We start from the raw sequence: 19547 nt of genomic DNA, 5'->3' as shown, positions 1-19547 counted from the left end.
GTACACCGGGACGTCGTCATGGGGAGGGCACAGATGGAACGGCGCACACTGCTCGCCGTCGCGGCCGGGCTGGCGGCCACCGCCACGGCCTGCTCCGGCCCGGGAAGCGGTACGGAGAGCGGAACCGGAGGCGGCGGGCAGAGCGATACGGGAGCCGGGAGCGGCACCCCCGACGCCGGCGAGGCGCCGGGCAAGGGCACGTCCCCCGCTCCGGACTCCACCGCGGCCGCCGCCTCGGCGCCACCGCGCTGGGACGCCCTCGCGCGGGGGCTCGACGGCGGTCTCGTCCGGCCCGGCGACGCCGGGTACGCCACCGCCCGGCAGCTCTACAACACCCGCTACGACCACCTGAAGCCCGCCGCCGTCGCCTATGCCGCCGGCGAGGACGACATCCGCGAGTGCCTCGCCTTCGCGCGCACGCACCGTACGTCCGTCTCGATCCGCGGCGGCGGCCACTCGTACGCGGGCTGGTCCAGCGGCAACGGCCGGCTCGTCATCGACGTGTCGAGGCTCGACTCCCTCTCGTACACGGGCACGGAGACCCGGATCGGCGCGGGCGCCCGGCTCTCCGCCGTCTACCGCGCCCTCGCGGCCCGCGGCCGTACGATCCCCGCCGGTTCCTGCCCCACGGTCGGCATCGCCGGGCTCACCCTGGGCGGCGGTCACGGCGTCACCTCCCGCGCGTACGGCCTCACCTGCGACAGCCTGCTCTCCGCGACCGTCGTCACGGCCGACGGCAGGCGGCTGACCGCCGACGCGCAGCGGAACCAGGACCTCTTCTGGGCTCTGCGCGGCGCCGGGAACGGCAACTTCGGCATCGTCACCGAGCTGCGTTTCCGTACGCATCCGGCGCCCGAAGTGGTCGTCGCGGACGCGAGCTGGCCCTGGTCGAAGGCGGAGGCGCTGCTCGCCGCCTGGCAGCAGTGGGGGCCCGAGCAGCCGGACGAGATCTGGTCCGCGCTCCATCTCGCGGCGGGTCCCGGCGGCAGCACGCCCACGCTCTCGCTCTCCGTCCTCTCCCTCGGCACCGAACAGGACCTCAAGAACGCGATCGACCGCCTCGCCGACGGCCCCGGCGGCCCCGGCTCCGCGCGCTCCGTCTCCGTACGCCGCCGCGGCTACGAGGAGGCGATGCTCGGCTACGCGGGCTGCGCCGACTACCCGGAGGAGCAGTGCGGGCTGCCCGGTACGACCCCGGGCCGCGACCCCCGGGGCGCGCTGGGGCGCGAGACGTACGCCGCCGCCTCCGACTTCTTCGACCGCTCCCTGTCCGCCGCGGGACGGCGCGCGCTGACCACCGCGGTCGAGGGGTTCACGCGGCTCCCGGCGGCCCAGGGCGGCGGCGGTTCGGTCGCGCTCACCGCGCTCGGCGGGGCGGTCAACCGCGTCGATCCGGGAGCGACGGCCTTCGTCCACCGGCGCTCGCGGATGCTCGCCCAGTACATAGGCGCGTGGCGACCCGGCATCGAGGGAACGCGGCAGCAGGCCTGGCTGAAAAACGCCCATGGGTCGATGCGCAGGTACGCGTCGGGCGCCGCCTACCAGAACTACGTCGACGCCACCCTGACCGACTGGCGCGCCGCCTACTACGGAACGGCGGCGGACCGGCTGAGCGGGCTGAAGCGGCAGTACGACCCGGACCGGCTCTTCGACTTCCCGCAGGCGCTGTAGCGCCTGCCCCCGAAAGGCCGGCCGGCGCGGGAGCGGCCGGCGCTCCACCAAGGTCCGTGCGCTACCGCGGGCTTACTCGTCTAGGCCGTACGGCCCACCGCGGTGGCCCCCCGGTACGCCCGGCGATGACCTGGTACCAGACCCGCACCGCCGGGCTCCCCGCCAGGCCTTCGACCGCAAGGGCGTACTCATGCACCGACCCGGAAAACGCCCCGGACCCGGACTCCGGATAGCCGTACTCTCCACCGCCACCACCCTGTTCCTCCTCGCCCCCGGCGCCGGCACCGCCTCGGCCGTGGACCGGCCGACCGATCCGGGCGAGCTGACGCTCATCGACACCGCGGCGGGCCCGGCACTGGCCGACCGGGCGGGGAACCCGCTCTACATGCGGACGTCGGACCGGCCGGACGCCCTGCCGTGCATGGGCGAGTGCGCCAGGACCTGGCCCGCGGCGACGGGCTTCCCCAGCAAGGGGCGTGGCGTCATGGGCACGACCTCCCGAACCCTGCTGCGCGCGGCGAACAGCGGCCGGCCGCAGGTCCTCTACAACAACCACCCGCTGTACTACTACAAGAACGACCGGCCCAACCGGCCCCGGGGACAGCACATTCCGGGCTTCAGCCTGGTCGCGCCGGACGGCACCGCGCTGACGGCGGCGGCCTCGCCGAAGCCGTCGACGACCGGGACGATCTCGGCCACGTCGAGGGCGAGACCCCCGACGACCACACCCCCGCGCACACCCCCGCCCCCGCGCACACCTCCGGCGCCCCGGAAGTCCTCGACCACGCCGCGAACCGCGGTGACTCCCAGGGCCCCGGTCGCTCCCCGAACTCCCGTCACCCCGAGGACACCGGCGATTCCCCAGGCGTCCCTCACCCGGAACACCTCCGTCACCCGGAACACCACCGCCACCGGCCTCCCGTCCGTAGGGGCGCTCCGGGTCACCCCGTCCGGCGCGGCGCGCGGCGGGGCCGACCACCCGGTGGCGGCCGCGGACACGGTCCGCTCCGGCCGTGACCAGGTCGCCGAGGTGTCCCTCGCCATCGGCGCCACCGCCGCCGCCTTCGCGGGCACGATCCTGGTGGTACGCCGCCTCCAGCGCCGCACGCCGGGCGGGGAGCCCTGACCGGACGGGCGAGGCGGGCGGAGGGCACGCCCGCCTCGGCCTCCCGCTCGGCCTCCCGCTCGGCCTCCCGCTCGGGCCCGGGCTCCGCCGCCGCCTCCTCTTTCTCGGACGTGGCGATACGCACCCTGCTCGCCGTCGCGGTGCTGGGCGCGGCCACCGCCGTACTGCTGCACCTGACGGCCGACCGCCCCTCCGCGCCGCCCCCGCCGACCGCGGTCAGGGAGCCCCGGCTCGTCCGGGTCACGGATCCGCCCTCCGCGCCCGTACGGCTGCGGATCCCGGCGCTCGGCGTCGCCGCCGCGATCCAGCCGCTCGCACTCGCCCCGGAGGGCACGCTGGACCCGCCGAGCTTCCGGCACGCGATGAAGGTCGGCTGGTACGCGGCGGGACCGCGCCCGGGCGAGCCGGGCCCCGCCGTGCTGGTCGGCCACCGGGACGCCCCGGCCAACCCGGGCACCGTCCCGGTCCGCAACGGCCGGGACGACATCAAGAACGCGGTCTTCGCCAAGCTGGGCCGGCTGCACGTGGGCGACCTGATCGAGACGGAGTCCGGCGACGGCACTCGGCAGCCGTTCCGGGTGACGGCGGTCGACACGTACCCGACGAGGCGGTTCCCGACGGAGCGGGTCTACGGTCCGGTGCCCGACCCGCAGCTGCGGCTGATCACCTGCGGCGGCGTCATCGACGCCAACGGCCACTGGGACTCGAACGTGGTGGTCAGCGCCGCGGCGGTCCCCTAGGGCGGCTCAGGCGGCCAGGTTGTTGTCGTCGGGGCGCTGGTCCGGGATGCCCAGGGGCCGCGTACCGCCGACCGCTTCGGCACCCGCCGTACGGTCCGCCTCGCGCGCCCGCCGCGACCGTACGAGCGGGCCGAGCCGCTCCGAGCGGGCGACCGCCGAGACCAGCGGCGTCAGCAGCGCGAGCGCGAGCGGGGTGAGGAGCAGGGCGACGGCCGTGCCGAGGGCGAAGCCGCCGATCACGTCGGTCGGGTAGTGGACGCCCATGTAGACGCGGCAGAAGCCTTCGAAGAGGGCCAGGCCGATGGCGACCAGACCGAACTTCCGGTGGGCGATGAAGACCCCGACACCGATGGCCATCGCCATCGTGGCGTGATCGCTGACGAACGAGTAGTCCGTCTTGCCCGTGACGAGGACTTCGAGACCCCTGTGGTCGACGAACGGCCGCGGCCGTTCCACGAATCCGCGGATCGGGATGTTGATCAGCAGCGCGATCCCCGCGGCGAGCGGCGCCCAGACCAGCCCGGCGACGGCCGTGACCGAATCCTCGGCGGAGCCGCGCCCGCGCACGCTCCACCAGCACCAGAGCGCGACGAGGACCAGCGCGAGCATGATCCCGTACTCGCCGGTGAACCCCATGACGCGGTCGAACCAGGACGGGGCGTCCTTGGCCAGTCCGTTGATGTCGTAGAGCAGACCGACATCGGGGTTCGATCCGTCCAGTACGAGTCCAGCCATCTGCTGCGGCCCCTTAAGCCTTGTAGCCCGCCACGGCGCACCTCCGGGTGCGCCGCTTCCGCCAACCCCCGTGGTCGGTACGGAATTGCTGCGCGACCTGCCGCGTGGCGCGTGCCGTGACATCTGTACATCTGTACGTCTGTCGTGACGCCTGCACACCTGCCGCGCGGACCGCCGCGTGATCGAAGTGATCAGTACCGCAGCTCTCGTCCAGGGAACGGCCCACACACCGCCGCCGTTCCGGTCTCTACCGAACGATCACCATGACGTTATCGAAGAGTGATACAAAGTCGCAGCTCAGCGCGGTTCCGGGACAGCTGCGGACGACCACTTCCGGCCAATCGGCCGGTTCACGCACGGCTCGCGCACGGTTCACCTCCAGTCCCTGCCCGGTCACGAAGGCCGCCGTGCGGCCCGGTTCAGCTCTCCGGCCGGCTCCCCGGCAGATCGGTCGGGAGCGATTTCGCGCCGTCCTCGGTAACTCTGGTCGCCCCGAAGTAATCCGGGGTGTCGATCTTGTCGAACCGGATCACGGCACCGGTGTACGGCGCGTTGATCATGTACCCGCCCCCCACGTAGAGCCCGACGTGCCGGATGGCCCGCGAGTCGGTGAGATCGTCCGAGAAGAAGACGAGGTCCCCGGGCAGCAGCTCGTCGCGCGAGGGATGCTTGCCCGCGTTGTACTGGTCGTTGGCCACCCGGGGCAGCTCGATCCCCACGGTCCGGTACGCCGCCTGCGTCAGCCCCGAGCAGTCGAACCGCCCTCCTTGGTCGGCGGTCCCGTTCCCGCCCCACAGGTAGGGCGTACCGAGCTTCTGCTGCGCGAAGTAGATGGCCGCGGCGGCCTGCTTCGACGGCTCGACGCGTCCGACGGGCCGGGCGAAGCTCTTCTCCAGCGTGCGGATGATCTTGACGTAGTTCTGGGTCTCCCGGTACGGCGGGACACCCTGGTACTTGATGACCGCGTACGCCCCGGCGTTGTACGCCGCGAGCATGTTGCTGGTCGGGTCGCCGGGCACGTCCTTCACGTACTTGGCGAGCTCGCAGTCGTACGAGGCGGCGGAGGGTATCGCGTCCTCCGGGTTCCAGATGTCCCGGACGCCGTCCTTGTTCCCGTCGATCCCGTGAGCCTCCCACGTGCCGGGGATGAACTGCCCGATGCCCTTGGCGTTCGCCGGGCTCTGGGCGCTCGGATTCCACCCGCTCTCCTGGTACAACTGCGCGGCGAGCAGGGCGGGATTGATGGCGGGGCAGAGGTTGCCCCACGTCGACACGATGTTCTGGTACGCCGCCGGAACGGCCCCCTTGGCCAGCCCCACGGCCCGGCCGCCCCCGGCCGTACCCCCGACGAGTCCGGCGGCGGCGGAGTAGGTCCCCACGACGAGCAGCGCGACGAAGGACATCGACAGTCCGCCCACGCCGGCCACGACCAGCCACGCCTTACGCACCGTCACCCACCCTCCGCCTCAGGGCCACTGCCGACTGGCCAGTGTAGGCGGGCGGCCCGCGCAACAGGGGGTGCACTCCGAGGACATGAGGACACAGGGGGCGCACGGCGCCGCGCGGCCGGGCCCCTGCCCGAGAGATCCGGCGACGCCCGGGCCCGCACCGGAGGAGACCGAGCCGAGCCGAGTCGGGGAGATCGAGCCGGGGAAACCAGGCCGGGGAGATCAGGCCGGGGAGATCGAGCCAGGGTGACCGAGGCCATAAAGGTGTATCAACGACAGTCATTGCCCGGAGTCACGCCCCGTGATACACAGAGTGACCATACGCGTCCGCGCATACTCCGATCCGTGGCAGGTCAGCGCCCCGGGTCGGTCATCTGTGCGGGGATCGGGTAAAGAGAGCCGCCAACCGGCATACGTGGCCCGTTCCATCAGCGAAGATAGAGGGTGACCCGTGTCATGGGGCACGGGCGTGAATGACCCAACAGGGGCGGTGAGTTACATGTACCTGGCGGCCGAAAAGGGCGACATCACCACCATCATCGGTGGCATCGCGCCCAACTGGGGGCCCTTCGGGACACTGGGCAACGAGGCCCGAGTCATGATCGAGGTCGTGATGGCCGTGGCCATCCTTCTCTGCCTCGGTATCGCGATCTGGGGCGCGGCGAAGCAGCGGATCGGGGCGACGGCGCTCCGGGACACGTTCAGCGCCGAGCAGGGCAAGGGCCTGATCGTCGCCGGGCTGACCGGCGTCTTCATCATCGGCTCACTGGGCACGCTCTTCACCATCGTGTACGGCATGGCCGTCTGACGCGGCCCCGCCTCCCCCTGCCCAGCGCTCCCTCCTGCCCCTCCTATCCCCCGTCCATCCCTCGACCCCACCTGTCCTTCGCATCCACCCGCTGAGGTTGCGTCACCCTGATGTCGAGTCACCACACCGCGCCCGCGCGGGAACCAGCACGGCTACCGTCGTACTACGCGGAATCGCACACGGCTGAGGGAGCGTACCCGGCATGAGCTTCGGCGACGAGCACGGCTACGGCGGCGACCCGGGCCGTAAGGGCGACGGCTTCGGCGGCTCGGGCCAGACCCGTACCCGCCTGCCCGACGGCAGAGGCACCGACCCCTACGGCGCCCCGCGCCGCCCGGCCCGGACCTCGCGCTCCCTCGTCACCGTGGTGGGCGTCGTCGTCCTGCTCATCGCCGCCATCGCGTTCGTGAACCGCGGCGGCAGCGGCACCACCGGCGGCAACGGCACCAAGGGCGCGGCGGGCGCGGGCGCCGACCCGACGGCGGCGACCGGCGTGAAACCGGTGACGGGCAAGAACGGCACGATCCCGTCGGGCTTCGCCAAGGACGAACAGGGCGCGGCGAGCGCGGCGGCGAACTACGCGGTGGTGCTGGGCTCGAACGGCATGTTCCACCAGGACAGCCGCCACACCATCGTCGACAGCGTCTACACCCCCGAGGCGGCGGCCGGCCTGAAGGGGCCGCAGGACCGCGCGTACTCCACGGAGTTCCTGAGCAAACTGGGCCTGGACGCCGACGGCAACCCGCCACAGGGCAGCGACTTCATCTCCCGGACCATCCCCGTGGGGACGAAGGTCGAGACCATGGCGGGGGGCACGGCGAAGGTGTCGGTCTGGTACACGGGCCTGATCGGGATGTCGGGCCCCGACTCCACCGACCCCGTGCGTACGACCTGGCAGACGGGCACCTTCGAGCTCAAGTGGGTGGGCGGCGACTGGAAGATCGTCACGGACTCGCAGAAGGACGGCCCGGCGCCGGTGCCCGGCGACGTCGCGGCGTCCACGGCCGACGAGATGAGCAAGGCTGTCGAGCAGTACGGAGGCTTCACCTATGCCAGGTAGCTCCCGGCGCCGCGTCCGCTCCGTCGTCACCGTACTGGCGGGCCTTCAGACGGCACTTCTCCTGTTCGCCACGCGCGCCGCGGCGGAACCGACCCCGACCCCGAGTCCCACGCCGAGCGACGGCAAGGTCGACTGCGAGGCGCTGTCCGGACTCAGCAAGCAGTACTGCGAGAGCGGCGACTCCGGCGTTTCCGGCAGCGGCACGCCCAGCGTCACCGACGCCCTCGACCCCCTCGCCTCCCTCGCCCGCGGCTGCGCCGACGCCGCCGCCTGGATCGTCGGGAAGCTCAGCGACGCCGTCAAAGAGACCGCCAACGTCGACTTCACCAACGCCTCCTTCCTCCGCCAGTACGCCGTCGTCTTCGCCGCCTCCACCATCCTCACGCTCGTCCTCTGGCTCCTCGCCGTCGCCAAGCGCGCCATCCGGGGCGTCCCCCTCACCACCGCGCTCTCCGAGGCCATCGGCTTCCTCTGGCTGACCGTCCTCGCCTCGGCGTTCACCCCGCTCATCCTCTACACCGTCGTCTCCGCCACCGACAGCGTCACCGAGATCATCTCCACCTCCAGCGGCGGCCAGACGGACGTCTTCTTCGGCGGCTTCTCCGAAGCCCTCAAGAAGGGCAACGACATCGGCGGCGGACCGATCATGCTGATCGTCGTCTCGCTCGTGTCGATCCTCGCCGCCGGTGTCCTCTGGCTGGAGCTGGTCATCCGGGCGGCCCTCCTGTACGTCGGCGCGCTCCTCGGCACCGTCGTCTACGCCGGGCTCGTCGACAAGAACATGTGGGGCCACGTCCGCCGCTGGGCCGGGATCATGATCGCCGTCATCATGGTCAAGCCGGTGATCGTGATCGTCCTCGCCCTGGCCGGCGCGCTCTCCGCCGACAGCGGCCCCGACGCGCTCTCCGCCGTCGTCTCGGGCCTCGCCATCATCATCCTCGCGATCTTCGCCTCGGCGATGATCTACCGCTTCGTGCCCGGCTTCGGCGACGAGATCGCCTCCGCCCGCACCAACCGCAAGCAGGCCACCGACGGTTCCCAGGCCGCCGCCCTCATCAGCTCGCCCGCCGCCCTCGTCTCGCAGGGCATCAAGACCCACAGCGGCCGCGGCGGCCAGGGCGACGGCGGAGGCGGCGCCGGCGCACGCCCGGCCAACCCGGTCTCCGGCGGCGTCGCCGCCCACAGCTCCCGCGGCACCTCCGGAGGCGGAGGCGGCGGAGGCGGCGGGCCGCTCCCCTCCGCCACGCCCCCGCCCCGTAGCAGCAGCCCCACCAGCTCCACCCCCCACAGTGCACGCGGCTCCCGCGGCACCGGTACCGGCAACAACAGCACTGGAGGTGGAGGGCGTTGACGACCCAGTCCCAACCGATGGCGCCCCGCCGTACGTATCTCATCGGCCGCGCCAGGCCCAACGCGATCGTCGGCAAGAACCGCGAGACCGGCGAGATCGCCCTGATCATCGCCGGCGCGTTCGTCGGCATGATGTGCGGCCTGCTCGTGCCCGTCCTGTCCCTGCGGATCGTGACACTGACCGGCTTCCCGCTCCTCGCGCTCGCCGCCGTCTACATGCCGTACAAGCAGCGCACGGTCTACAAGTGGTTCGAGATCAACCGCAGCTTCAAGCGCACCCTGCGCAACGGCACCGCCTACCGCTCCGGCGCCATGGAGGCCGGCACCCGCGCCGACGGCCGCGAGGTCGAGGTCGGCCCGCCCCCCGGCATCGGCCGGATCAACTGGCTGGCCGCGCCCTTCGGCCCCGACGAGATCGCCGTCCTGCTCCACGCCGACCGGCGCACCGTCACCGCCGCCATCGAGATCGAGGGCCCCGGCGTCGGCCTGCGCGACAGCGAGGACCAGGAGGCCCTGGTCGACCGCTTCGGCACCCTCCTCAAGCATGTCGCCAACGGCGACGGCTTCGTCACTCGCCTCCAGATGCTCGCCCGTACGCTGCCCGCCGACCCCGACGCCCACGAGAAGGACGTCGCCCAGCGCGGCGACGCCAACGCGCCCGGCTGGCTCCAGGACTCGTACGACCAGCTCCAGTCAATGGTCTCCACCTCCAGCGAGCAGCACCGCGCGTATCTCGTCGCCTGCATGCACTACACCCGCGAACTGGCCGCCGAGGGCCAGGCCATGGCCCGCGCCGCCCGGCAGGCCGCCGGCACGAAGAAGCTCGACCGGGACGCGGGCCTCGCCGTCGTCATGGCCCGCGAACTGACCGACATCTGCGCCCGGCTCGCCGAGGCGGACATCCGCGTACGGCAGCCCCTCGGCCAGGGACGGCTCGCCTCGCTCGTCCACTCGATGTACGACCCGGACCACCCCATCGACCACATCCAGGCCATGACGAAACGAAACGCCTGGCCGGCCGAGCTGGACGCCATGGAGCCGACGTACCTCCAGGCCAAGACCCGTGAATCGTCGACGCGCGCCCCCTGGTGCCACTCCACCGCCTGGGTCAAGGAGTGGCCCATGACCCCGGTGGGCGTCAACTTCCTGGCGCCGCTGCTCGTCCACACCCCCGATGTGATCCGTACGGTCTCGGTCACGATGGACCTCGAACCGACCGAGATCGCCATCGAGCGGATGCTGACGGAGAAGACGAACGACGACGCGGAAGCCAGCCGCGCCGCCAAGATGAACCGCACGGTCGACCCGCGCGACATCGCCGCGCACGGCCGGCTGGACCAGCGGGGCGAGGACCTCGCCAGCGGGGCGGCGGGGGTCAACCTCGTCGGGTACATCACCGTCTCGTCCAGGTCCCCCGAGAGCCTGGCCAGGGACAAGCGGACGATCAGAGCCTCGGCCGGCAAGTCGTACCTGAAGCTGGAGTGGTGCGACCGCGAGCACCACCGGGCCTTCGTGAACACCCTGCCGTTCGCGACCGGTATCCGCCGCTGACGCCGACGGCGGCCACTGCTGACACCGGCGGCCGCCGCGTCCCTCACCGCCGTACCCGTCATATCCGCCGTACCCGCAAAGATGTCCGCCGTAGCCGAAGAGCCGAAAGGGGCCTGTGGTGCGAGATCCGCTGTCCGTCCTCACGGAAGCCTTCACCAGCTTCCTCTTCGGGAAGGTGGAGACGACCCGGCTGCCCGTCCGTACGTCGACGGGCCAGGCCCAGGCCGTCTACCTGCCCACCGCCGCCCCCGGCCTCGGCGACTCGGGTGTGATCATCGGCCGTGAGGTCTACAGCGGCAAGGGCTACATCTACGACCCCTTCCAGCTGTACGGACAGCAGCTGCCCGCCCCGCACTGGCTGGTCCTCGGCGAGTCCGGCAACGGCAAGTCGGCCCTGGAGAAGACCTACGTCCTGCGCCAGCTCCGCTTCCGCGACCGCCAGGTCGTCGTCCTGGACGCCCAGGGCGAGGACGGCGCCGGCGAGTGGAACCTCATCGCCCAGGAACTGGGCATAACCCCCATCCGGCTCGACGCGATGGCCGCCCTCGACCACGGCATCCGGCTCAACCCGCTCGATCCGTCGATCACCACCACCGGGCAGCTCGCCCTGCTCCGTACGATCATCGAAGTCGCCATGGGCCACGGCCTCGACGAACGCTCCGGCTTCGCCCTCAAGGTCGCGCACGCCTACGTCAACGAGACGATCGTCGAACGGCAGCCCGTGCTGATGGACATCGTCGAGCAACTGCGCCACCCCGAACCCGAGTCGGCCCAGGCCATGAACGTCGACCTGGACGACGTACGGGCCTGGGGCCTCGATGTCGCCCTGGTCCTGGACCGGCTGGTCGACGGTGACCTGCGCGGCATGTTCGACGGCCCGACGACCGTCGGCATCGACCTGGACGCTCCGCTGATCGTCTTCGACCTCTCGCACATCGACCGCAACTCGATCGCGATGCCGATCCTGATGGCGATCGTCGGCGTCTGGCTGGAGCACACCTGGATCCGCCCCGACCGCAAGAAGCGCATCTTCCTCGTCGAGGAAGCCTGGCACATCATCAACTCGCCCTTCGTCGCCCAGCTCTTCCAGCGGCTGCTGAAGTTCGGCCGGCGGCTCGGCCTCTCCTTCGTGGCGGTCGTCCACCACCTCTCCGACGTGGTCGACGGGGCGGCGGCCCGCGAGGCCGCGGCCATCCTCAAGATGGCGTCGACCCGGACGATCTACGCCCAGAAGGCCGACGAGGCCAGAGCGACGGGCCGGGTCCTCGGCCTGCCCCGCTGGGCGGTGGAGATCATCCCGACGCTCACCCCCGGCATCGCGGTCTGGGACGTCAACGGCAATGTCCAGGTCGTCAAACACCTGGTGACGGAGGCGGAACGGCCGCTGGTCTTCACCGACCGGGCGATGACCGAGAACTCCGAGGCGTCGGACGCCGCCGACGCGGCCCAGGCCCGGCGCGCCGGGCTGCTGCCACCCGCTCCCTACGAACCGCACGAGCCGCACGAGGACATGCGGGCCGCGGAGTGGGAGGCGGAACAGCGGGCGGCCCTGCTCGAACGGCAACGCCAGTACAACGAGTCCTCCGAGTCGACGGTGGCGTGACATGCCGCGCCACCAGGAGGAGCGGCGGCCCGGACCGGGCGGCCAGGGCGGCCAGGGCGGCATCCCCGACGGACTGCTGGTGGGCCTGCTGGGCTTCCTGCTCGGGCTGACGCTGCTGGTCTGGACGGCCACGGGGCTGGCGGGACTGTTCACCCACGGCGCCTGGCCCAAGGGCGTGACCTTCGTCCGTACGCCCATGGCCATGCGCGAACTGGCCTCCGCACCCCACGACCTCCCGGGCGCGTGGCCGGAGACCCCGCCGGGGGAGCTGTCGGGATACGGGCTGTTCTGGGGCCTGCTGATCAGCCAGCTCATGGTGCTGACCGTCCTGACGGTCTTCGTGCTCGGGGTGACGGCGCGGTACCGGGTGGTACGGGCGAGACGCAAGGAACAACGGCGGTACGAGCAGGACGCACCGGACGGACGCAGGGCGCAGGACGCACGGGACGCACGGGACGCACGGGACGCACAGGACGTCGTACCCCGGCAGACCCCGGCGCCGGCTCCCGCGCAGGCCCACCACCCCATCCGCGAACCGGCGCCGGAAACCGCCCTGGAGCACGCGCCGCCGGCGCACGACACGCCCCACGACCCACTCGGCAAGAACCCACCGCACAGACCGGGCCCGGCACCGGTGCACGGCCAGGCCCAGAACCCGGCCCCCGCCCCCGTCCCACCTCCCGCACAGGCACCGGCACCGCACCCGCCATCGGCCCCGCTCCAGGAACCACCCCTCGCGCCGGCCCCCGCGCCCGCCCCCGCCACGGTGTCCGTCCCCGCCCCGCGCGTCCGGTACGGCGACCCCGCCACCCGCCGGCCCGCCGCCGTCCAGGCCGTCCTGGACGCCGCGGGCCCCGCCCTCGTCGTCACCTCCGCCCCCGCCGTGTGGGACGAGACCAAGGACACGCGCGCCAAGCTCGGCCCCGTCCTCGTCTACGACCCGGGCCACCTCTGCGACACCCCCGACCGGCTCCACTGGTCCCCCACCGCCGGATGCGAGGACCCCGCCGTCGCCGCCGCCCGCGCGACCGCCCTGCTCTCCCCCGTACGCCCGCGCGCACTGCTCGACGCCGCCATGGCCGACACGGCGGAGACCCTCCTGCGCTGCTGGCTGCATGCCGCGGCCGTGGACGGGCGGCCGGTGAAACAGGTGCTGCGCTGGGCGCAGGGCGGGGGTGCCCAGGAGGCCGTACGGATCCTCCGTTCGCACTCCAAGGCGGCCTCCGGCCTCGCCGGACTGCTGGAGTCCGCGCTCACCGCGCATCCCGAACGCCGCGACGTCGCCCAGCAGTTGACGGCCCGGGCGCTCTCCGCCCTCTCATCGGTGCACATCCGCGACGCCTGCACGCCGAACAGAACAGATGCCCTCGCGCTGGATTCTTTTGTGAGCGAGGGGGGCACGCTCTATGTGGTGGGCGAGCCGATCGAAGATCCCCGCGCCCGCCCGGGTGCGATGCCGCTGCTCACCGCACTCACCTCAAGCGTGGTCGAGCACGGCCGCCGCATGGCCGCACGGTCATCTGACGGTCGGCTCGACCCACCAATGTCCCTCGTCCTGGACGACGTGGCCGCGGTGGCCCCGTTCTCCTTGGTCCCGGAGCTGCTCGCCACCGGCCAGGACCGAGGCATGCCGACGCTTGCCCTGCTGCGCTCCCGGCAGCAGGGCAAGGACCGCTGGCCCCATAGGGAACTGCCGGGCGCCGACTATTAGCCGACGGACCGGGTCAACCGACGGACCGGGTCAACCGACGGGCTGCGTGAAGCGGATGCTGTTGCCGAAGGGGTCACGGAGGCCGCAGTCGATCCCGTAAGGACGCTCCGTGGGCTCCTCCGTGAACTCGACGCCCCGGGCCAGCAGCGTCTCGTACGTCGTGCGGCAGTTGTCCGTGCTGAAGATGAGCGAGCCGCCCGTCGCGCCCTTGGCGACCAGCTCACGGACCTGCTCAGCCGTCTCCTCGGACATCGCCGGAGGCCCCGGCTTCTCCAGCAGGACCTGGCGATCCGGGTGACCGGGGACATTCACCGTGAGCCAGCGCATAAAGCCGAGGTCGACATCGGCATTGACCTCGAGGCCGAGCTTGCCGACGTAGAAGTCGAGGGCCTCGTCCTGGTCGAGTACGTAGATCTGCGAGTGTGTGATGGCGTTGAACATGCACATCACGGTAGTGGGCGATCCCGGCGAATACTTATCCAAAAGTGCTCGGCCGCGTCCACGCCATGGTGAAGCAGTTCGGTACGCCCACGGCCCCCAGGCCCACAGCCCCCACGCCCACCACCCCCGCGGCGGCCCCCACGCCCCCGGCCGCCGCCTCCCTCGCCTGCTTACGGTAGTCCCGCGGTGACCGGCCGACGATGTCGTGGAACGTCCGGCTGAAGGTCCCCGGGCTGCCGAAGCCGACCTCGAAGCAGATGTCCGTCACGCTGTGGTCGCTCTCCCGCAGCAGGAACATCGCACGCTCGACCCGACGCCGCTGCAAGTAGCGGTGCGGCGTCTCGCCGAACGTCGCCCGGAAGGTGCGGGTGAAGTGCGCCGGTGACACCAGGGCGATCCTGGCCAGGGCCGGGACGTCCAGCGGCTGCGCGTAGGAGCGGTCCATCGCGTCCCTGGCCCGCAGCATGCGGCGGTTGGTCTCTTCTGCGGCGCGGCTCACGCCACCATCACACCACGCGCTCAGGGACGCCCGACCGCCAGCTCCAGCTCCTTCGCCGAGGGGTCCTCCGCCATCGGGACGCACCCGCCCGTCGGTACGAAGCCGAGCTTGCGGTACGCGGCCGCGGCCCGCGGGTTCCCGTCGTTCACGTAGAGCCGTACGCGCGCGAGCCGCGGGTCCTCCAGCGCCCACGCCCAGTCGAGCGCGGCCGCGACCAGTGCCCCGATGACCCCGCCACCGCGGTGCTCCGGCCGTACGAAGACGCCGACGAGGTGCCCCTGGTCCCGCTCGACGCGGGCGCCGAAGAAGTCCTCCCGCCCGGCCTCCTCGATCAGCACGGCCACCGAGCCCGACCAGCTCCCGTCCGGGGCCTCGGCGACGAACTGCCGAGAACGGGTCCCGTGCCGCGCCGAGAAGCCGGTCGCCCGCTCCTGCCAGACGGCGTCGGGATACTCCACGGCCTGCTCGTACGTCTCCAGAAAGGCCACCGGCGCCGCCGGGTCCCGGAGCGCGTCGAGCCGGAGTTCCCTGGCCCTGGCCCATTCGCCGGGCCGTACCGCCCGTATCACGTCTTCCATAGGCCGATCCTCCGCGCGCCCAGCCTCCGCCCGCAACAGGGTTTCTCCCCGCACGCGGACCGGGTACGCCGCCACCCTCGACGGCGCCGCGCCCCGGCCCGCCCCTACATCCCCGGTACACCCCCGGTACTACGCACCACCCCATCACCCGTCCCCGGTACGACGATCCGCGCCCGCCCGCTGCCTACCGTCGACGCCATGACCAGCACACACGGCCTCGAAGCAGCGGGCCTCACCAAGCGGTACGGCGACAAGACCGTCGTCGACGACCTCACCTTCACCGTCAGACCGGGCACCGTCACCGGTTTCCTCGGCCCCAACGGCGCCGGCAAGTCCACCACCCTGCGCATGCTGCTCGGCCTCGACGCCCCGACCCGCGGCCGGGCCACCGTCGCAGGCCGCTCCTACGCCGCCCACCCCGCCCCGCTCACCCAGGTCGGCGCCCTGCTGGAGGCCCGCTCCGTCCACCCGGGCCGCACCGCCCAGGACCACCTCCTGGCACTCGCCCACACCCACGGCATCCCGCGGCGCCGCGTCACCCACGTCCTGGAGCTGGCCGGTCTCACGGCCGTCGCCCGGCAGCGGGTGAAGGGGTTCTCGCTGGGCATGGGCCAACGGCTGGGCATCGCGGCGGCGCTCCTCGGCGACCCGGCCACCCTGATCCTCGACGAACCGGTCAACGGGCTCGACCCCGAGGGCGTCCTGTGGATCCGTAACCTCCTCACATCCCTTGCGGCGGAAGGCCGTACGGTCTTCATCTCCTCCCACCTGATGAGCGAGACCGCGCTCACCGCCGACCACCTGATCATCATCGGCCGCGGCCGGCTGCTGGCGGACACGACGGTCGCCGACTTCGTACGGGGCGCGGCCCGCACCGCCGCCGTCAAGGTCGTCACCCCGCAACCGGAGCGACTGCGCGCACTGCTCGCCGCCCCGGACGTACGGATCACCGCCGACCCGGCGGACACCCTGGAGGTGCACGGCACGGACAGCGCGCACATCGGCCGCATCGCCGCGGAGAACGCCATCCCCCTGACCGAACTCACCCCGCAGGCAGCCTCGCTGGAACAGGCGTTCATGGACCTGACCCGCGACACCGTCGAATACCAGGCACGCCCCGCCCACGAAGGAGCCACGGCATGAGCACCGCCGCGCCCGCCACCGCCACGCCCGCGAACCCCCGTTCCCACAACGCGTCTTCCTACCGCGTGACACCGGCGCGCATCCTGCGCTCCGAATGGCACAAACTCCGGTCGCTGCGCTCCACCTGGATCACCCTGCTGTCGGCGAGCGCGCTGATCCTCGGCATCGGCCTGCTGATGGGCGCGACGTACGAGAGCGGTGGCGGCGACGCGGACATGGACACCGTCGTCCTGGTCCTCATCGGGGTGCAACTCGCCCAGCTGGCCATCGCCGTGCTGGGCGTTCTCGTCACGGCGGGCGAGTACGCGACCGGCATGATCCGCGCCTCGATGACCGCGGTCCCGCGGCGGCTGCCGGTCCTGTGGGCGAAGGCCGCGGTCTTCGGCGCGGTCGTCTTCGCCGTCTCCCTGGTCACGGCGTTCGCCACCTACCTGCCGGCCGCGCTCCTCCTCTCCGACACCGATCAGGCGACCTCCCTCGGCGACCCGGGGGTGATACGCGCCCTCCTCGGCTGCGCGACGGCACTGACCCTCCTCGGCCTGATCGCCCTCGGTCTGGGCTCGGCACTGCGCTCCGTACCGGGAGCGGTCGGGGTCTTCCTCGGAGGCGTCATGGTCCTGCCGGAAGTGCTCGGCATGCTGCCGTACGACATCGTGCACGACGCGACGAAGTACGCCCCCACGAAGGCCACGGAGGCCCTCACCTCGGCCCAGCCGGTGGTGGAGGGCGCGTCACCGGGAGGCGCGCTGCTCGCCCTGGCGCTGACGGCGGCGGCGACACTGGCCCTGGCGAGCACCCTGCTCAAGCGCCGCGACGTCTGACAACTCCCCGGTCCCACGCGGACGAAGACAAGGACCACTAGGACCACGAGGACCACGAGGACCACGAGAATATGGATGTGCACACAGCAGCGAAGGAGCACGTCACCGCCCCCGGGGCGGCCCCCGGCCGGGACAGCGCCTCCGGCGAGGGCTGGTCGGCCGGTGCCCGGCCGCTCACCGGCCGGCTGAACCGGCTCGCGGGCCGGATCCGGCGCTTCGACCGGCGGCACCCCCTGACCTGGGACCTCCATCTCACCGCGTTCTTCGTGGTGGCGGCGCTCATCGACGCGTCGGGCGGCTGGCGGAACGTCACGCTCAACGCGGCGGTCCCGGTATGGCTGGTGGTGTCGATGAGCCTCGGCTTCTCCGTACCGTTGCTGTGGCGCCGCAGCCACCCGGTCGCCGTGCTGCTGGTGATGCTGCCGTTCGCCCTGGTCAACAGCTGGAGCGGTGCCCACCTTCAGGCGTCCTTCCTCCAGTTGGTCATCGTCTGCAACATCGCGCTGCGGCTTCCGCTCCGTACTCTCGCCGGCTCCGTCACGCTCGCGCTGGTGCCCCTCGTACTGGGCGCTACCCGCTACCCGGAGGACAGTTGGAGCCAGCAGTTCATGCCGGCGATGAACAGCCTCGCGGTGGCCGCCCTGCTGGGACTGGCCATCCGCAGCCGCCAGGAGTACACCGCGGCACTCGTCGAACGCGCACGGCGACTGGAGGTCGAACGCGACCAGCAGGCCCAGCTCGCCGCCGCGGCCGAACGCACCCGTATCGCGCGCGAGATGCACGACATCATCGGCCACAACCTCTCCGTCATCACGGGCCTCGCCGACGGCGGCTCGTACGCGGCGAGGAAGAACCCGCAGCGCGCGACGGAGGCGCTGGAGGCCATCGGCACGACGAGCCGACAGGCCCTCGCGGAACTGCGCCGCCTCCTGGACGTCCTGCGCGAGACCCCGACCGCCGAACTGGCACCACAGCCGGCACTGGCCGACCTGGACCACCTGGTCGACGGCGTACGGGCCGCCGGCCTGCCCGTACGCATGACGGTGCACGGACATACCGACGCCCTGGCGGCCGGACAGCAGCTCACGATCTACCGAGTGGTGCAGGAGGCCCTCACCAACACGCTCAAGCACGCGCACCGGGTGGACAGGTCGGGCGAGCCGACCAGGGCCGACGTGAGCGTGTCCTCCGCACCGGACGGCGTGACGGTGGTGATCACCGACTCGGCGGCAACTGGGACCGAGCACCGGAACGAGCCCGTCACGGGCCGGGGCATCGCCGGAATGCGTGAGCGTGCGGCCCTGTACGACGGCACACTGGAGGCCGGCCCGTCGCCCCACCCGGCGGACGGCTGGCGCGTACGCCTCCACCTCCCGAGCACCCACCTCCCGGGTCCTCCGAAGGACACACCAGTGACAGCAGTGACAGCAGCGAAGGGCACAGCAGACCAGTGACCACCGTGCTCGTCGTCGACGACCAGCCCATGCAGCGCTTCGGGTTCCGCATGCTCCTGGAAAGCCAGGACGACATGACGCTCCTGGGCGAGGCGGGGAACGGCTCGGAGGCGGTACGGCTCACGGCCGAACTGCACCCCGACGTCGTCCTGATGGACATCCGTATGCCGGGCCTGGACGGCATCGAGGCCACCCGCAGAATCGTCGCCGCCGGCAGCCGTACCAGGATCCTCATCATGACGACGTTCGACCTGGACGAGTACGCGTACGCCGGGCTACGGGCGGGCGCCAGCGGGTTCCTGGTCAAGGACGCCCTCCCGGAGGAGCTGCTCTCCGGGATCCGCGCGGTCGCGAGCGGCGACGCCGTGGTCGCACCGAGCCTGACGCGCCGTCTCCTGAACGCGTACGTCCACCACTTGCCGGCGAACGGCACACCCCCATCAGCCACGGAGCCGACCGACGACACACCCCACCCCAAACTGGCCCGACTCACCGACCGGGAACAGGAAATCCTCACCGCCATCGGCCGGGGCTGGACGAACCAGGAAATCGCGGGGCGCTTCCATCTCGCCGAATCGACCGTGAAGACGCACGTCTCCCGCATCCTCGCCAAGACGGGCGCACGAGACCGCGTCCAGGCGGTGATCCTGGCATACGACAGCCGCCTGGTAGCCCCGGAATAAACACCTCGGAGCGGGGACCCGGCCCCTGATTGCCCCTGAACGCAGAAATGCCCCGCACCATACGGTGCGGGGCATTCCCACAATAATTGTTCGGCGGCGTCCTACTCTCCCACAGGGTCCCCCCT

General features: G+C 71.9%; 18 protein-coding genes. 13 read left to right on the top strand and 5 right to left on the bottom strand.

Translation table 11 applies throughout. The features are described from left to right. Window positions 1-33: 33 nt before the first annotated feature. The 3 genes from AB0P17_RS38735 to AB0P17_RS38725 all read left to right on the top strand — a co-directional run bounded on the left by AB0P17_RS38735 (window position 34) and on the right by AB0P17_RS38725 (window position 3537). On the top strand, window positions 34-1671 hold the full coding sequence (locus AB0P17_RS38735; RefSeq protein WP_365818951.1) for an FAD-binding oxidoreductase: 1638 nt from the start codon (window positions 34-36) through the stop codon (window positions 1669-1671). A gap of 190 nt (window positions 1672-1861) precedes the next feature. Next, complete coding sequence (locus tag AB0P17_RS38730) at window positions 1862-2797, top strand: hypothetical protein (protein WP_365818949.1); 936 nt, start codon at window positions 1862-1864, stop codon at window positions 2795-2797. 110 nt (window positions 2798-2907) lie between these two features. Beyond that, window positions 2908-3537, top strand: a complete 630-nt coding sequence (locus tag AB0P17_RS38725; RefSeq protein WP_365818947.1) for a sortase — start codon at window positions 2908-2910, stop codon at window positions 3535-3537. Window positions 3538-3543: 6 nt separating this feature from the next. On the opposite strand, the gene AB0P17_RS38720 is transcribed toward AB0P17_RS38725, so the two are convergent. Then, a complete protein-coding gene (locus AB0P17_RS38720) occupies window positions 3544-4272 on the bottom strand; it encodes a phosphatase PAP2 family protein (protein ID WP_365818945.1) in 729 nt (242 codons plus the stop codon). Between the two features lie 419 nt (window positions 4273-4691). Continuing rightward, a complete protein-coding gene (locus AB0P17_RS38715) occupies window positions 4692-5720 on the bottom strand; it encodes a bifunctional lytic transglycosylase/C40 family peptidase (RefSeq protein ID WP_365818987.1) in 1029 nt (342 codons plus the stop codon). Window positions 5721-6219: 499 nt separating this feature from the next. On the opposite strand from AB0P17_RS38715, the gene AB0P17_RS38710 reads away from it, so the two are divergent. The 6 genes from AB0P17_RS38710 to AB0P17_RS38685 all read left to right on the top strand — a co-directional run bounded on the left by AB0P17_RS38710 (window position 6220) and on the right by AB0P17_RS38685 (window position 13803). Beyond that, on the top strand, window positions 6220-6528 hold the full coding sequence (locus AB0P17_RS38710) for a hypothetical protein (RefSeq protein WP_003985768.1): 309 nt from the start codon (window positions 6220-6222) through the stop codon (window positions 6526-6528). A 202-nt stretch (window positions 6529-6730) separates the two neighbouring features. Continuing rightward, on the top strand, window positions 6731-7588 hold the full coding sequence (locus AB0P17_RS38705) for a hypothetical protein (RefSeq protein ID WP_365818943.1): 858 nt from the start codon (window positions 6731-6733) through the stop codon (window positions 7586-7588). After that, a complete protein-coding gene (locus tag AB0P17_RS38700) occupies window positions 7578-8939 on the top strand; it encodes a hypothetical protein (RefSeq protein WP_365818941.1) in 1362 nt (453 codons plus the stop codon). Before AB0P17_RS38705 ends, AB0P17_RS38700 begins: the two co-directional genes overlap by 11 nt. Next, window positions 8936-10489 carry an SCO6880 family protein gene (locus AB0P17_RS38695; protein ID WP_365818939.1) on the top strand — a complete coding sequence of 518 codons (1554 nt, stop codon included), beginning with the start codon at window positions 8936-8938 and terminating at the stop codon, window positions 10487-10489. The genes AB0P17_RS38700 and AB0P17_RS38695 overlap by 4 nt, the downstream gene beginning before the upstream one ends. A 118-nt stretch (window positions 10490-10607) precedes the next feature. Beyond that, on the top strand, window positions 10608-12092 hold the full coding sequence (locus AB0P17_RS38690) for an ATP-binding protein (protein ID WP_365818937.1): 1485 nt from the start codon (window positions 10608-10610) through the stop codon (window positions 12090-12092). A 1-nt stretch (window position 12093) separates the two neighbouring features. Further along, on the top strand, window positions 12094-13803 hold the full coding sequence (locus tag AB0P17_RS38685) for a type VI secretion protein (RefSeq protein ID WP_365818935.1): 1710 nt from the start codon (window positions 12094-12096) through the stop codon (window positions 13801-13803). Window positions 13804-13833: 30 nt separating this feature from the next. Here AB0P17_RS38685 and AB0P17_RS38680 read toward each other — a convergent pair whose 3' ends face one another. Genes AB0P17_RS38680 through AB0P17_RS38670 form a run of 3 tightly spaced genes read right to left on the bottom strand, consistent with a single transcriptional unit; the run spans window position 13834 to window position 15321 of the window. Further along, window positions 13834-14244: a VOC family protein gene (locus tag AB0P17_RS38680; RefSeq protein WP_365818933.1), complete on the bottom strand. Its 411-nt coding sequence runs from the start codon at window positions 14242-14244 to the stop codon at window positions 13834-13836. 34 nt (window positions 14245-14278) lie between these two features. Continuing rightward, window positions 14279-14743, bottom strand: coding sequence for an AraC family transcriptional regulator (locus AB0P17_RS38675; protein ID WP_365818931.1), 465 nt, complete (start codon window positions 14741-14743; stop codon window positions 14279-14281). A 20-nt stretch (window positions 14744-14763) separates the two neighbouring features. Next, a complete protein-coding gene (locus AB0P17_RS38670; RefSeq protein WP_365818929.1) occupies window positions 14764-15321 on the bottom strand; it encodes a GNAT family N-acetyltransferase in 558 nt (185 codons plus the stop codon). Window positions 15322-15519: 198 nt separating this feature from the next. On the opposite strand from AB0P17_RS38670, the gene AB0P17_RS38665 reads away from it, so the two are divergent. The 4 genes from AB0P17_RS38665 (at window position 15520) to AB0P17_RS38650 (ending at window position 19422) form a co-directional block, all read left to right on the top strand. Then, window positions 15520-16464 (top strand): ABC transporter ATP-binding protein, encoded by a 945-nt coding sequence (locus AB0P17_RS38665; protein ID WP_365818927.1) that lies wholly within the window; start codon window positions 15520-15522, stop codon window positions 16462-16464. Beyond that, window positions 16461-17285: an ABC transporter permease gene (locus tag AB0P17_RS38660; protein ID WP_365818925.1), complete on the top strand. Its 825-nt coding sequence runs from the start codon at window positions 16461-16463 to the stop codon at window positions 17283-17285. Before AB0P17_RS38665 ends, AB0P17_RS38660 begins: the two co-directional genes overlap by 4 nt. Window positions 17286-17470: 185 nt before the next feature. Continuing rightward, window positions 17471-18739, top strand: coding sequence for a histidine kinase (locus tag AB0P17_RS38655; protein ID WP_365818985.1), 1269 nt, complete (start codon window positions 17471-17473; stop codon window positions 18737-18739). Next, the gene (locus AB0P17_RS38650; protein WP_365818923.1) at window positions 18736-19422 is read left to right on the top strand and encodes a response regulator transcription factor; all 687 of its coding nucleotides are present in this window, start codon (window positions 18736-18738) and stop codon (window positions 19420-19422) included. The genes AB0P17_RS38655 and AB0P17_RS38650 overlap by 4 nt, the downstream gene beginning before the upstream one ends. Window positions 19423-19547: the final 125 nt, after the last annotated feature.

It is taken from the genome of Streptomyces sp. NPDC088124 (assembly GCF_040685895.1).
Classification (GTDB): domain Bacteria; phylum Actinomycetota; class Actinomycetes; order Streptomycetales; family Streptomycetaceae; genus Streptomyces.
This window is presented reverse-complemented; position numbering and strand designations above follow the sequence as displayed.

Bases quoted from the DNA above. Each gene is read 5' to 3' on its own strand.
- AB0P17_RS38700 (WP_365818941.1), top strand. From the start codon at position 7,578: ATGCCAGGTAGCTCCCGGCGCCGCGTCCGCTCCGTCGTCACCGTACTG.
- AB0P17_RS38720 (WP_365818945.1), bottom strand. From the start codon at position 4,272: ATGGCTGGACTCGTACTGGACGGATCGAACCCCGATGTCGGTCTGCTC.
- AB0P17_RS38665 (WP_365818927.1), top strand. From the start codon at position 15,520: ATGACCAGCACACACGGCCTCGAAGCAGCGGGCCTCACCAAGCGGTAC.
- AB0P17_RS38730 (WP_365818949.1), top strand. From the start codon at position 1,862: ATGCACCGACCCGGAAAACGCCCCGGACCCGGACTCCGGATAGCCGTA.
- AB0P17_RS38680 (WP_365818933.1), bottom strand. From the start codon at position 14,244: ATGTTCAACGCCATCACACACTCGCAGATCTACGTACTCGACCAGGAC.
- AB0P17_RS38670 (WP_365818929.1), bottom strand. From the start codon at position 15,321: ATGGAAGACGTGATACGGGCGGTACGGCCCGGCGAATGGGCCAGGGCC.
- AB0P17_RS38685 (WP_365818935.1), top strand. From the start codon at position 12,094: ATGCCGCGCCACCAGGAGGAGCGGCGGCCCGGACCGGGCGGCCAGGGC.
- AB0P17_RS38660 (WP_365818925.1), top strand. From the start codon at position 16,461: ATGAGCACCGCCGCGCCCGCCACCGCCACGCCCGCGAACCCCCGTTCC.
- AB0P17_RS38735 (WP_365818951.1), top strand. From the start codon at position 34: ATGGAACGGCGCACACTGCTCGCCGTCGCGGCCGGGCTGGCGGCCACC.
- AB0P17_RS38705 (WP_365818943.1), top strand. From the start codon at position 6,731: ATGAGCTTCGGCGACGAGCACGGCTACGGCGGCGACCCGGGCCGTAAG.
- AB0P17_RS38710 (WP_003985768.1), top strand. From the start codon at position 6,220: ATGTACCTGGCGGCCGAAAAGGGCGACATCACCACCATCATCGGTGGC.